Here is a 12,806-nt window from a genome sequence, read left to right on the forward strand (position 1 = left end):
GACTTACACCAGAGACTAGAACACGTTCCGATTTGTGTCGAGCAGGGTATTCCTGCGGCTGGTAGCGATAGGAATCGGCTTTTCTGTAACATGTTCTAGTTGTGACGAGAGGGAGGATGGGTCGTGGCCGAGGCCAATCTCGACGAGCCGCTCGGTGACCACGTCCTGGAGCTGCAGATCGCCGAGGTAGTCGCGGAAACCGACGACGCGCGATCCCTGGTGTTCGCGGTGCCCGACGAGCCGGGCGACCCAGAGATCCCGCCCGAGCGGCTGCGCTACGCGCCCGGCCAATTCCTGACGCTGCGCGTTCCCAGCGAACGCACCGGCTCGGTGGCCCGCTGCTACTCGCTGTGCAGCTCGCCGTTCACGGACGACGCGCTGACGGTCACGGTCAAGCGGACCGCGGACGGATACGCGTCGAACTGGCTGTGTGAGCACGCGCGGGCGGGCATGCGGATCCACGTGCTGGCGCCGTCGGGCAACTTCGTGCCCAAGACGCTCGACGACGACTTCCTGCTGATGGCCGCGGGCAGCGGGATCACCCCGATCATGTCGATCGCCAAGTCGGCGCTCGCCGAGGGCAGCGGCCAGGTGACGCTGCTGTACGCCAACCGCGACGACCGCTCGGTGATCTTCGCCGAAGCGCTGCGCGAGCTGTCGGCCAAGTATCCCGACCGGCTGACGGTGGTGCACTGGCTGGAATCGCTGCAGGGGATGCCGAGCGTGCCCGCGCTGGCGAAGCTCGCCGCCCCCTTCACCGATCGGCCCGTGTACATCTGCGGGCCCGGCCCCTTCATGGATGCGGCCCGCGAAGCGCTGGACTCGCTGAAAGTGCCTGCGCCGCAAGTGCATATCGAGGTGTTCAAGTCTCTGGACTCCGACCCGTTCGCGGCGGTCAAGGTCGACGACACCGCCGCGGGCGACCAGCCGCCGGCCACCGCGGTGGTGGAGCTGGACGGCGAAACCCACACGGTGTCGTGGCCGCGTCACGCCAAGTTGCTCGACGTGTTGCTCGCGAAAGGTTTGGATGCGCCGTTCTCGTGCCGCGAGGGCCACTGCGGCGCGTGCGCCTGCACCCTGAAGGGCGGCAAGGTGAGCATGGAGGTCAATGACGTGCTCGAGCAGCAAGACCTCGACGACGGCCTCATCCTGGCCTGTCAATCTCACCCGGAATCTGATTCGGTAGAAGTCACCTACGACGAGTAGTCGCGGGGTTAGGTTCACCCTTAGGGTTGGCGAACCGAGAGGGGAGCGGCATGAAGCGGCTGATCACCGGGTTTGCGGTGGCCACAACGGCCTTGGCGTTGCTGCCCGGACCGGCCGCCGGCGCGGCCAGCAACACCGCCACCACGTTGTTCCCGCTGGACGGACCCAACCAGCTGGAGACGCGCACCGTCCTCAATTGCTTCAAGGCCGACGGGCACTGTGACTTCACCGCCGGGGCCGACATGCTGACGCCCGACGGGGTGACCGGCTTCCCGCACGAGCTTTGGGCCCGGCAGACCACCGAGATCCGGTCGTCGAACCGGCTGGCCTATCTCGACGCGCACGCCACCGGTCAGTACGAGCGGGTGATGAAGTCGATGGGATCCGACGAGATCACCACGGTCTACTTCGGCGAGGGGCCGCCGGACAAGTACCAGACGACCGGGCGCATCGACTCCACCGATTGGCAGACGGGTCAGCCCAAGACGGACAACAACGTCATCGTCTGCACACACATCCAGGTGGTCTACCCCGGGGTCAACATCACCTCGCCCAGCACCTGCGCGGTCACGACGTTCTCGTAAGCCCCTGTGGCGCGCCGAGATTGCACCCGGGGTTGTGATTCCGCGAAATCCACGACCGTGGCAGCAATCTCGACGCAGATCCCGTCAGCGCGGCAGCCCGAGCAGCCGCTCGGCGGCCACGGTGAGCAGGATCTGCTCGGTGCCGCCGGCGATGGTGAGGCAGCGGGTGTTCAGGAAGTCGTACACCGCGTGGTTGCGGACCAGCCCGCCGCCCTCGGCGACGTCCATCATGAACTCGGCCAGCGCCTGCCGGTAGCGCACCCCGATGAGCTTGCGGACGCTGGACTGCGCCCCCGGGTCCTGCCCGCCCACCGCGAGCTGGGCGATCCGCTGGTCCAGCAGCGCGCCGGTTTGGGCGATCACGATCAACCGGCCGAGCCGGTCCTGCTGCGCGGCGTCGAGGTCGAGCTTCTGAAGCACCTTGAGCAGCTCCTCCATCGGGTTGCCCAGCGCAGTGCCGGTGGCCATCGCGACCCGCTCGTTGGCCAGCGTGGTGCGCGCCAGCCGCCAACCGTCGTTGACGTGCCCGACCACCAGCTCGTCGGGAACGAACACGTTGTCCAGGAAGACCTCGTTGAACAGCGAGTCACCGGTGATCTCGCGCAGCGGGCGGATCTCGATGCCCGGCGAGCGCATGTCAACCAGGAAGTAGGTGATGCCCTTGTGCTTCGGCGCGTCGGGGTCGGTCCGCGCCAGGCACACGCCCCACCGCGCTTTGTGCGCGGCCGACGTCCACACCTTTTGCCCGGTGAGCAGCCAGCCGCCCTCACCGCGCACGGCTTTTGTGCGCAGCGACGCCAGGTCCGACCCGGCTCCCGGCTCGGAAAACAGCTGGCACCAGAGGAATTCGCCGCGCAGCGTGCCCGGGACGAAGCGCTCGATCTGTTCGGGCGTGCCGTGTTCGAGGATCGTCGGCGCCGCCCACCAGCCGATCACCAGGTCCGGACGGGCCACGCCGGCGGCCGCGAGCTCCTGATCGATCAGCAGCTGTTCGGCCGGTGACGCGCCCCGCCCGTGCGGCGCCGGCCAGTGCGGCGCCTGCAACCCCGCCTCGGCGAGCGCCGCCTGCCGCTTCTCGGCGGGCAGCGCGGCGATCTCGGCGACGGCCGCGGCGATCTCCGCGCGCTGGCCCTCGACCTCGGTGAGGTCGATCCCCAGGCGCCGCCGCACCCCGCCCTGGGTCAGTTCGGTGACCCGGCGCAACCAGCGTTCGGCGCCGCCCAGGAACCGGCCGATGGCGTGCGCCCGGCGCAGGTACAGGTGGGCGTCGTGTTCCCAGGTGCAGCCGATGCCGCCGAGGACCTGGATGCAGTCCTTTACGTTGGCCTTCACTGCGGCGATGCCGGCGCTGGCCGCCAACGCGGCCGCGATCGAAAACTGGTCGGCGTCGCTGTCGGCGGCGGCACGCGCGGCGTCGGCGGCGGCCACCTCGGCCTGCTCGGCGCGGCACAGCATCTCCGCGCAGAGGTGCTTGACGGCCTGGAAGCTGCCGATCGGCTTGCCGAACTGCTCACGGACCTTCGCGTAGTCGACGGCGGTGTCCAGCGACCACCGGGTCACCCCGGCCGCCTCGGCCGCGAGCACGGTCGCCGTCAATTCCTCGACGCGCCGGCGCGACGCCGTGATCACGGTGGCCGGCGCGGACGTCAGCACCACCCGGGCCAACGGTCGGGAGAAGTCGGTGGCCTCCAGGGCCTCGACCTGCACGCCGTCGCTGTCGGTGTCCACCAGCAGCCAGTCGTCGCCGGCCGGGAGCAACAGGACGCCGCCGTCGGCGGCGCCCAGGACCAACGGCAGGACCCCCGACGCCCGCGAGGTCTCGCCGTCGAACTGGGCGTCACCCTCGAGCGCCAGCCCGGCGAAGCGCTCGCCCGCCGCCAACTGCGCCAACAGATCGGGGTCGGTGACGACGAGCGTCGCCAGCGCGGTGGTGGCGACCGGCCCGGGAACCAGCGCCTTGGCCGCCTCCTCGACCATCGCGCACAGGTCCTCGACGCTGCCGCCCGCGCCACCATGCTCCTCGGGGATTGCCACGCCGAAGATGCCCAGCTCGGCCAGGCCTGCGAACACCGGGCGCCACGCGTCGGCATCGCCCTGCTCGACCTCGCGGATCGCCGTGGTCCCGCCGGGGCCCGACGCCGAATTGCGGGCCCAGTCGCGCACCAGGGCGCGCGCGGCGAACTGCTCGTCTGTGACGGTCGCTACCACCGTTGGGACCTCCGCGTCCTTCGCGTCGACGTGACGTGGGGCCTACGACCCCTAGCTCTCGATTCTCCTGCGTGCATCGGGTCGCTGCGCAACCCTCCTCTTCGCAGACTAGAACGTGTTCTAATAGTGCCAGCGATCGACCGTCAAGTCGAACGCCATCACAGCAGCACACGCCGCTGTCCCGGCGGTACGGAGGTGGGAAATTCACACTCAGCATGCGTATCGTTTGCAAGCGAGCCGCCAGGAACAGGAGCAACCCGTCACATGCCAGCCAGTGCCAACTCGAGCCGCGCTTCCGACTCGCAGCCGCGCGAGGTGATGAACGTGGCGGTATTGGCAGAGTCCGAACTGGGCTCGGAGGCCCAGCGGGAACGCCGCAAGCGGATCCTGGACGCCACCATGGCCATCGCGTCGAAGGGCGGCTACGAGGCGGTGCAGATGCGCGCCGTCGCCGATCGCGCCGACGTGGCGGTGGGCACGCTGTACCGCTACTTCCCGTCCAAGGTGCACCTGCTGGTGTCGGCGCTGGGCCGGGAATTCAGCCGCATCGACGCCAAGACCGACCGCTCCTCGATGACCGGGGGCACGCCGTTCCAGCGGCTGAACTTCATGGTCGGCAAGCTCAACCGGGCGATGCAGCGCAACCCCCTGCTCACCGAGGCCATGACGCGCGCCTACGTTTTCGCCGACGCCTCCGCGGCCAGCGAGGTCGACCAGGTCGAGAAGCTCATCGATTCGATGTTCGCCCGCGCGATGGCCGACGGCGAACCGACCGAGGACCAGTACCACATCGCCCGGGTCATCTCCGACGTCTGGCTGTCCAACCTGCTCGCCTGGCTCACCCGGCGCGCCTCGGCGACCGACGTCAGCAAGCGACTGGATCTGGCGGTGCGGCTGTTGATCGGGGACACCGAAAGCAGCTAGCTGGCGATTGTCACGCGGGCGGCCCCGCCGTGCGGCCCCGGATGAGCTCGGTGCCCAACACCTCGACGACCGGCAGGCCCGACCGCGGCGGACGCAACAACAACTCGCCCGCCCGGCGGCCCTTCTGCAGGCTCGGCTGCGCCACCGTGGTCAACCCGCGGCCGATCGCGTCCGGTACGCCGTCGAAACCGGTCACGGTCATCTGCCCCGGCACGTAAATGCCATGTGCGCGTAGGTAATCCATGGCCGACAGAGCCAGGATGTCCGCCGTGCACATCAGCGCGGTGATCCGCGGATTGGCCTCCAGCGCGGCCTTGGCGGCGGTGCCGCCGGAGTCCGGCTCGTGCTCGTAGCTCTCCACCACGGTCAGCGCGTCGGGGTCGATGCCGGCGGCCGTCATCGCCTCCCACACGCCGACGATGCGTTCGCGCTGCACGTCGAAGGCCGGCGATCGCAACCGGTCGGCGTCCACCAGTCCCTGCCGGCGGTCGCGGCCCAGCCGCATGGTCAGCAGCCCGATCTCGCGATGCCCCAGCCCCAGCACGTACTCCGCCAGCCCACGCATCGCCGCCCGGTCGTCGATGGCGACCCGGGACACACCGGCGAGCCCCTTCGGTTGGTCGACGACCACCACCGGCAACCGGCGCTGCAAGACGACCTGGAGGTACGGGTCCTCTTCGCAGACCGAATACACCACGAAGCCGTCCACCCCGGCGCCGAGCACCGCGCCCGTCCCGTCTTCGATGCTGCGGCCGGGGCCGACGGCCACCAACAGCAGGCCCTGCCCCAGCTCCTCGCAGGACTGCGCGACCCCGGCGACGAAATCCCGCGCCGCCGGGTCGCTGAAGAAGTAGGTCAGCGGCTCGGCCATCACCAGCCCGACCGCGCCGGCCTTGCGGGTGCGCAACGACCGCGCCACCGGGTCGGGACCCGGGTAACCCAACCGCTTGGCCGTCGCGAGCACCCGTTCACGGAGATCGGCGGAGAGCTGATCCGGCCGGTTGAAGGCGTTCGAGATCGTGGTGCGTGAAACCTTCAGTTCGTCCGCCAACGACGCCAGCGTCGCACGCCGGCGCGATGCGGGACTCACAGTCGGTGACGCTACAGCGAATCCGCATGCGCGCGTGCGCGGCGTACACCAGTCACTTTGTAATGGAAACGATTTTCATTAGTATTGTGGGTCGGCCGACCGGCCGGCGAGAGGACATCGAACGTGCGCATGGCGCTGAGGCGGGGGCGGATCGCGATGGCCGGGCTGCGTTGGCTGCCCGCCGCGCTGGCCTTGCTGGCCGCCGTCGGCTGTGGCGGCGTCGCGCACCCGCGGGCGGCCACCGTCGTCGCCTCCACCGGCGTATGGGGCAGCGTGGCCAGCGCCGTCACCGGCCGTCACATCGCGGTCAGGTCGATCCTGACCGGGGGCGACACCGACCCGCACTCCTACCAAGCCAGCCCTTCGGACGCGGCCGCCATCACCGACGCCACCCTGATCGTCTACAACGGCGGCGGCTACGACCCCTGGGTGGAGCAGGTGCTGGCCAGTCACCCCGGCGTGAAGTCCATCGGCGCCTACTCGTTCCTGAAGGCAACCGCCACCGGGGAGCAACCGGCCAACGAGCACGTCTTCTACGACCTCGACGTCGCCAAATCGGTGGCGTTCGCCATCGCGGACCGCGTGGCCGCCATCGACCCGGCGCACGCCGCCGACTACCGTGCCAACGCGGCCGAGTTCTGCCGCGGCGCGGACGCGATCGCCATCTCCGAACACGCCATCGCCAGCGCCTACCCGGGCACCGCGGTCATCGCGACCGAACCCGTCGGGTACTACCTGCTTTCGGCGTCCGGCTTGATCAACCGCACGCCGCCCGCCTTCACCGCGGCCAACGAGAACGAGACGGATCCCTCGCCGTCCGACATGGCGTTCGTCCTCGACCTGATCAACCACCGTCAGGTGGCGGCGCTTCTGGTCAACCCGCAGACATCCACCGCCGCGATCAACGGCGTGCGCGACGCCGCGCGGCGCGCGGGCGTGCCGGTGACCGAGGTCAGCGAGACCCTCCCCGAGGGCACGGATTACCTGACGTGGCAACGCAATACGGTCAAACAGTTGCTGGCCGCGCTGCAATCACGCCGGTCAGTGCAGCCGTGACGCTCGACGCGGTCCACGCCGTCGACCGCCACCCGGACACCGTCTCGCTGCGCGGCGCCCGTCTGGCTTTCGGTGACCGGGTGCTGTGGGACCATCTCGACCTGACGGTGTCGCGCGGCGAGTTCATCGCCGTCCTCGGCCCGAACGGCAGCGGCAAAACGTCGTTGCTCAAGGTGCTGCTCGGTCAGCTGCCGCTGTCCGCGGGAACCGCGCTGGTGGACGGGAAGCCGATGACCTCGGGCAGCGGGCGCGTCGGCTACGTGCCGCAGCACCGACCGATGGACCACGAGGTGATGCTGCGGGGTCGCGACCTGGTGCGGCTGGGTGTCGACGGGCATCGCTGGGGCGCCATGCCCCTGCGATCCGCCGACCGGGCCCGCCGGCGGGCGGCCGTGGCCGAGGCGCTGCGGCAGGTCAACGCCGAACACCTGGCGGATGTCCGGGTGGGCGTGATGTCGGGTGGCGAGCTGCAGCGGATGCGCGTCGCGCAGGCGCTGGTCAGCGACCCGATGCTGCTGCTGTGCGACGAGCCGCTGCTGGCGCTTGACCCGGCGAACGCGAAGCTGGTGTCCGCCCTGATCGACCGGCGCCGCCGGGACGCCGCGACCACCGTCATCGTCGTCACCCACGACGTCAACGCGATCCTGCCGTACGTCGACCGGCTGATCTACCTGGTCGACGGGCGGTTCCGGATCGGCACGGTGGAGGAAGTGATGACCACCCAGACCCTGTCGATGCTGTATCGGGCCGACATCCAGGTGGTCAAGGTCAAGGACCGCTACGTGGTGGTGGGCGATACGACCGACGGGGCCCACCCGTGAATCACCGGCTCACCGACGTCCTGGCCCACCTGCTCGACTTCGACATCACAGCCCATCTGCTCGGCCACGACTTCGTCCAGCAGGCGCTGATCGCGGCCGTGCTGCTGGGGCTGGTGGCCGGGCTGATCGGGCCGTTCATCGTCATGCGCCAGATGTCGTTCGCCGTGCACGGTTCCAGCGAATTGTCCTTGACCGGAGCGGCTTTCGCGTTACTGGTGGGCATCGAAGTGGGGGTGGGCGCCCTGGTCGGCAGCGCCCTGGCCGCGGCGCTGTTCGGCGTCCTGGGCCGGCGGGCCCGCGAGCGTGATTCGGTCATCGGGGTGGTGCTGGCCTTCGGGCTGGGCCTGGCGGTGCTGTTCCTCTACCTCTACCCGGGCCGGACCGCGACCAGCTTCGCGTTGCTCACCGGACAGATCGTCGGCGTCGGCTACACGGGGCTGGCCATGCTGGCGCTGGTGTGCCTGCTCGTGATCGCCGTCATCGCGACGTGCTATCGCCCGCTGCTGTTCGCGACCGTCGATCCCGACGTCGCCGCGGCCCGCGGCGTGCCCGTTCGCGCGCTCGGCATCGTGTTCGCCGCGCTGGTAGGCGTGGTGGCCGCTCAGGCCGTCCAGGTGGTCGGGGCGCTGCTGGTGATGTCGCTGCTGATCACGCCGGCGGCCGCGGCCGCCCGGGTGGTGGCCTCCCCGGCGGCCGCGCTGGTGGCCTCGGTGATCTTCGCCGAGGTTTCCGCGGTCGGGGGCATCGTGCTGTCGCTGGCGCCGGGCGTCCCGGTGTCGGTGTTCGTGGCGGGTATTTCGTTCCTGATCTACCTGGCCTGCTGGTTGCTGGGGCGCCGGCAGGAGTTCGCCGCCTAAGCTTGTCGACACCGATCAGCCCGCGTCCGAAAGGCTCTGGTGCGTAGGCAATTCGCAAGCGTCCTGCAGGCGGCGGTGTGTGCCCTGACGGCGGGCTGCACCACCACCGTCGCCGGCAGCGCCGCGCCCGCGGACAACCACGGTCCGCTCTCTCAGGCCCCGGTGGCCGTCACCGCCCTGGACGGGCTGCTGCTCGACGACAGGAAAATCTACGACATCCTGGGTGCGGCACTGCGGATCCGGTACCGCACGCAGGACATGTGGGACTCCAGCGGCACGTTCAGCGACAAGAGTTGCCTGGCCATGGCCGGGCCCGCCCAGCAGGCCGTGTACGCGGACACCGGCTGGACCGCGGTGCGCGGCGAGCGACTGGACGACAGCTACGACAACCCCATGGTGCGCAACTATTCCGTCGACCAGGCCGTGATCGCCTACCCCACCGCCCGGCAAGCCAACGCGTTCTACGAGGCATCAGTGCGCAGGTGGTCCGCCTGCGCCAACCGCCGGTTCGTCGACCATCCCCCGGGGCAGCCCGAGGTCGCGTGGGCGGTGGCCGATTCCCACGCGGTCGGCGGCACGCTCAGCACGTCCGAAGAGCAGCAAGGCAGCGAAGACGGCTGGCGGTGCCAGCGCGCGCTGACCGCGCGCAACAACGTCGTCATCGACGTGGCCACCTGCGGCTCGTTCCTGCCGGGAGGGTCCGCGGTGGACATCGCCCAACAAGTCGCGGCGGCGGTCGTCACCCGGTAGCGACGGCCGCCCCATAAGCTGGGCGGGTGGCCCGCATCGACCTCAACGCCGACCTCGGCGAGGGCTTCGGCGTCTGGCGCCTGGGCGATGACGACGCCATGCTGCGGATCGTCACCAGCGCCAACGTCGCGTGCGGATTCCATGCCGGGGACCCGGCCGGCCTCTTGCGCGTCTGCCGGTCGGCCGCCGAGCGCGGCGTCCGCATCGGCGCGCAGGTGAGCTATCGAGACCTGGCCGGGTTCGGCAGGCGCTTCATCGACGTCTCCGCCGACGACCTCGCCGCCGACGTCGTCTATCAGATCGGCGCGCTGCAGGCGATCGCGCGCGCATCCGGCTCCGCGGTTTCCTACGTCAAACCCCATGGGGCGCTGTATAACTCGATCATCACCAACCGCGATCAGGCGGCCGCGGTCGCGGAGGCGGTGCGGATGGTGGACCCGGGGCTGCCGGTGTTGGGCATGGCCGGTTCGGTGTTCTTCGACGAGGCCTCGACCCGTGGCTTGCGCACCGTGGCCGAAGCCTTCGCCGATCGCGCCTACCGGCCGGACGGCCGGCTGGTGTCCCGCCGGGAGCCCGGCGCCGTGCTGCACGACGCGGCCGCGATCGCCGACCGCGTGCTGGGCATGGTGACCAGCGGCCGGGTCACCGCCGTCGACGGCACATCGGTCACGGTCACGGCGGAATCGGTTTGCGTGCATGGCGATTCGCCCGGTGCGGTGCAGATCGCGACCGCCGTGCGGGACCGGCTCACGGCGGCCGGCGTCGAGATCGGGGCGTTTCGCTGATGCGGCTCAAGCCCGGTCGACCCGACATCGCGCGGTACGCGGACCGGTTCGACGCGCCCGCCGCCGAACCCGGATCCCTGTCGGTGACGTGGATGGGCGTGGCGACGCTGCTCGTCGACGACGGCTCGTCGGCGCTGCTCACCGACGGCTACTTCTCCCGGCCCGGCCTGGCGCGGGTGGCCGCCGGCAAAGTGGCGCCGTCACCGGCCCGCGTGGACGGTAGCCTGGCCCGGGCCAAGGTGTCCCGGCTGCAGGCCGTGATCCCGGTGCACACCCATATCGATCACGCGCTGGACTCCGCGCTGGTGGCCGACCGCACCGGCGCGCGGCTGGTGGGCGGCCGGTCGGCGGCCAACGTCGGGCGCGGATACGGGCTGCCCGAGGACCGCATCGTGATCGCCGCCAGCGGAGAGCCGATCGCGTTGGGGGCCTACGACGTGACGCTCGTGGAGTCCCATCACTGCCCCCCGGACCGGTTCCCCGGCACGATCGACGAGCCGCTGACGCCGCCGGTCAAGGCGTCGGCCTACCGTTGCGGCGAGTCATGGTCGACGCTGGTGCACCACCGGCCCTCGGGCCGCCGGCTGTTGATCCAGGGCAGCGCCGGGTTCGTCGAGGGCGCGCTTGCCGGGCGGCGCGCCGACGCCGTCTACCTGTCCGTGGGGCAGCTCGGGCTGCAACCGCGGTCCTACCTGGCCGACTACTGGAACGAGACCGTGCGCGCGGTGGGCGCGCGCCGGGTGATCCTCATCCATTGGGACGACTTCTTCCGGCCGCTGTCAAAACCGCTGCGGGCCTTGCCGTATGCGGGTGACGACCTGGACACCTCGATCGAAGTCCTCGACGAGTTGGCCACGTCCGACGGCGTCTCGCTGCACCTGCCTACGGTGTGGCGACGCGAGAACCCTTGGGCCTGAAGCGGTTACATTGACCCTGACCCTTGCGCTGGTGCTGCTCGCTGCCGTGCTGGCCTTCGCCGTGGTGCGCCCGCGGGGCTGGCCCGAGGCGGTGGCGGCGGTTCCGGCGGCCCTGATCCTGATCGCGGTCGGCGCGATATCGGTGCATCAGGCGGTCGAGGAGGTGGCCGGGCTTGCGGGGGTGGTCGGGTTCCTCGGTGCCGTGCTGGTGCTGGCCAAGCTGTGCGACGACGAGGGCCTGTTCGAGGCGGCGGGTGCGGCGATCACCCGCGGGCGCGTCGGATCGGGCGGCCTGTTGCGCCGGGTGTTCGTCATCGCCTCCCTGATCACCGCCGCGCTGAGCCTGGACACCGCGGTGGTGTTGCTGACCCCGGTGGTGCTGGCGGCCGTCCGCCGGCTGCGAACCCCGGTGCGGCCGTACGCCTATGCCACCGCACACCTGGCCAACGGCGCCTCCCTGCTGCTGCCGGTGTCGAATCTGACCAACCTGCTGGCGTTCCACGCCGCCCACCTTTCGTTCACGCGGTTCACCCTGCTGATGGCGTTGCCGTGGCTCGGCGTGGTGGTCACGCTGTACGCGGTGTTCCGTTGGTTCTTCGCGCGCGACCTGCGGGTGCAGCCGCGGCCGGAGCAGCCGGGACCGGCGCCGCGGCCGCCGGTGTTCGTGTTGGTGGTGGTGGGGCTGACGCTCGCGGGGTTCGCGGTGGCACAATCCATCGGGGTGGCGCCGGCCTGGGTGGCGCTCGCCGGGGCGGTCGTGCTGGCCGTGCGCAGCCTGAGCAGGGGACACACCTCGGTGGTCGACATCGCCCGTTCGGTGCACGTGTCGTTCCTGGTGTTCGTGCTCGCCCTCGGTGTGGTGGTGCGGGCGGTCATGGTCAACGGCATGGACAGGGCGATGTCGGCGGTGCTGCCCTCCGGCTCGACGCTGCCCGCCCTGCTGGCCATCGCCGCGGTGGCCGCCGTGCTGGCGAACGTCGTGAACAACCTGCCCGCCACCCTGGTGTTGCTGCCATTGGTCGCGCCGAGCGGACCGGTCGCCATCCTGGCCGTCCTGCTCGGCGTCAACATCGGCCCCAACCTGACCTACGTCGGATCGCTGTCGAACCTGTTGTGGCGGCGCGTGCTTCGCCAGCACGACGTCGACGCCGGCGTCGGCGAATACAGCCGCCTCGGATTGTGCACCGTGCCCGTCTCCCTGGTGATCGCGGTGCTCGCCCTGTGGGCTTCGGTGCGGCTGCTCGGCGCCTAGCCGATCGCCTCCCGGAATTCGACTCCCTGCTGCAGCGCCCGCGCCGCTTCGGCGATGTCGACGACGGGATAGATCCGGTAATCCAGGACGGTGGCGAATTGGCTTGTGGTCTCGACCAAATCGGCCGGATCGTCGGATTCCAGCACCGCGAATCCACCGCCGCCGTCGATGCGGCCGACGAACTGGTGATACGTCGTGGTCTGTGGTTGCGACCACTTCGAGTACGCGGCCAGGCCGCGGCGCAAGCTTTCGTCGTTCTCGGCCGCCGTTCCGTTCAGGCGATATGTCCAAGCCACCACGTATTTCATCGCGATCTCCTTTTCTCGTCGGGATCGCAACGCTAGGGCCGGATTACG

At 70.2% G+C, this 12,806-nt stretch carries 13 protein-coding genes; 10 read left to right on the forward strand and 3 right to left on the reverse strand.

Features of this window, described 5'->3' with window-relative positions:
* Positions 1-123: 123 nt before the first annotated feature.
* The gene (locus A5702_RS24220; RefSeq protein ID WP_068224512.1) at positions 124-1,206 is read left to right on the forward strand and encodes a ferredoxin--NADP reductase; all 1,083 of its coding nucleotides are present in this window, start codon (positions 124-126) and stop codon (positions 1,204-1,206) included.
* 50 nt (positions 1,207-1,256) lie between these two features.
* Positions 1,257-1,790 carry a hypothetical protein gene (locus A5702_RS24225; protein WP_055399747.1) on the forward strand — a complete coding sequence of 178 codons (534 nt, stop codon included), beginning with the start codon at positions 1,257-1,259 and terminating at the stop codon, positions 1,788-1,790.
* Between the two features lie 84 nt (positions 1,791-1,874).
* On the opposite strand, the gene A5702_RS24230 is transcribed toward A5702_RS24225, so the two are convergent.
* Entirely contained in the window at positions 1,875-3,998 is a 2,124-nt protein-coding gene (locus A5702_RS24230; RefSeq protein ID WP_068224513.1) for an acyl-CoA dehydrogenase, read from the reverse strand.
* Positions 3,999-4,322: 324 nt separating this feature from the next.
* On the opposite strand from A5702_RS24230, the gene kstR reads away from it, so the two are divergent.
* Positions 4,323-4,922: a cholesterol catabolism transcriptional regulator KstR gene (gene kstR, locus A5702_RS24235; protein WP_197281082.1), complete on the forward strand. Its 600-nt coding sequence runs from the start codon at positions 4,323-4,325 to the stop codon at positions 4,920-4,922.
* Between the two features lie 10 nt (positions 4,923-4,932).
* Here the strand turns inward: kstR and A5702_RS24240 are convergent, their stop codons facing one another.
* Positions 4,933-6,012, reverse strand: a complete 1,080-nt coding sequence (locus A5702_RS24240) for a LacI family DNA-binding transcriptional regulator (RefSeq protein WP_055399751.1) — start codon at positions 6,010-6,012, stop codon at positions 4,933-4,935.
* Positions 6,013-6,168: 156 nt separating this feature from the next.
* Between A5702_RS24240 and A5702_RS24245 the strand changes: the two genes are divergently transcribed.
* From A5702_RS24245 to A5702_RS24275, 7 genes are read left to right on the forward strand one after another with little or no spacing between them, the layout of a single operon-like run.
* Complete coding sequence (locus A5702_RS24245; RefSeq protein WP_068224564.1) at positions 6,169-7,068, forward strand: metal ABC transporter solute-binding protein, Zn/Mn family; 900 nt, start codon at positions 6,169-6,171, stop codon at positions 7,066-7,068.
* A complete protein-coding gene (locus A5702_RS24250) occupies positions 7,065-7,889 on the forward strand; it encodes a metal ABC transporter ATP-binding protein (protein ID WP_068224516.1) in 825 nt (274 codons plus the stop codon). The genes A5702_RS24245 and A5702_RS24250 overlap by 4 nt, the downstream gene beginning before the upstream one ends.
* Positions 7,886-8,746 (forward strand): metal ABC transporter permease, encoded by an 861-nt coding sequence (locus A5702_RS24255; RefSeq protein ID WP_068224520.1) that lies wholly within the window; start codon positions 7,886-7,888, stop codon positions 8,744-8,746. The genes A5702_RS24250 and A5702_RS24255 overlap by 4 nt, the downstream gene beginning before the upstream one ends.
* Before the next feature lie 36 nt (positions 8,747-8,782).
* Positions 8,783-9,496 (forward strand): sensor domain-containing protein, encoded by a 714-nt coding sequence (locus tag A5702_RS24260; RefSeq protein WP_068224523.1) that lies wholly within the window; start codon positions 8,783-8,785, stop codon positions 9,494-9,496.
* A gap of 26 nt (positions 9,497-9,522) precedes the next feature.
* Positions 9,523-10,281 (forward strand): LamB/YcsF family protein, encoded by a 759-nt coding sequence (locus A5702_RS24265; RefSeq protein WP_068224526.1) that lies wholly within the window; start codon positions 9,523-9,525, stop codon positions 10,279-10,281.
* The gene (locus A5702_RS24270) at positions 10,281-11,198 is read left to right on the forward strand and encodes an MBL fold metallo-hydrolase (RefSeq protein WP_068224530.1); all 918 of its coding nucleotides are present in this window, start codon (positions 10,281-10,283) and stop codon (positions 11,196-11,198) included. Before A5702_RS24265 ends, A5702_RS24270 begins: the two co-directional genes overlap by 1 nt.
* 10 nt (positions 11,199-11,208) lie before the next feature.
* Positions 11,209-12,450, forward strand: a complete 1,242-nt coding sequence (locus tag A5702_RS24275; RefSeq protein WP_068224532.1) for an SLC13 family permease — start codon at positions 11,209-11,211, stop codon at positions 12,448-12,450.
* Here A5702_RS24275 and A5702_RS24280 read toward each other — a convergent pair.
* Positions 12,447-12,758 carry a DUF3303 domain-containing protein gene (locus A5702_RS24280; RefSeq protein WP_068224535.1) on the reverse strand — a complete coding sequence of 104 codons (312 nt, stop codon included), beginning with the start codon at positions 12,756-12,758 and terminating at the stop codon, positions 12,447-12,449. The two genes, A5702_RS24275 and A5702_RS24280, sit on opposite strands and share 4 nt — an antisense overlap.
* Positions 12,759-12,806: the final 48 nt, after the last annotated feature.

Source organism: Mycobacterium sp. E3339, from assembly GCF_001666915.1.
Lineage (GTDB): Bacteria > Actinomycetota > Actinomycetes > Mycobacteriales > Mycobacteriaceae > Mycobacterium.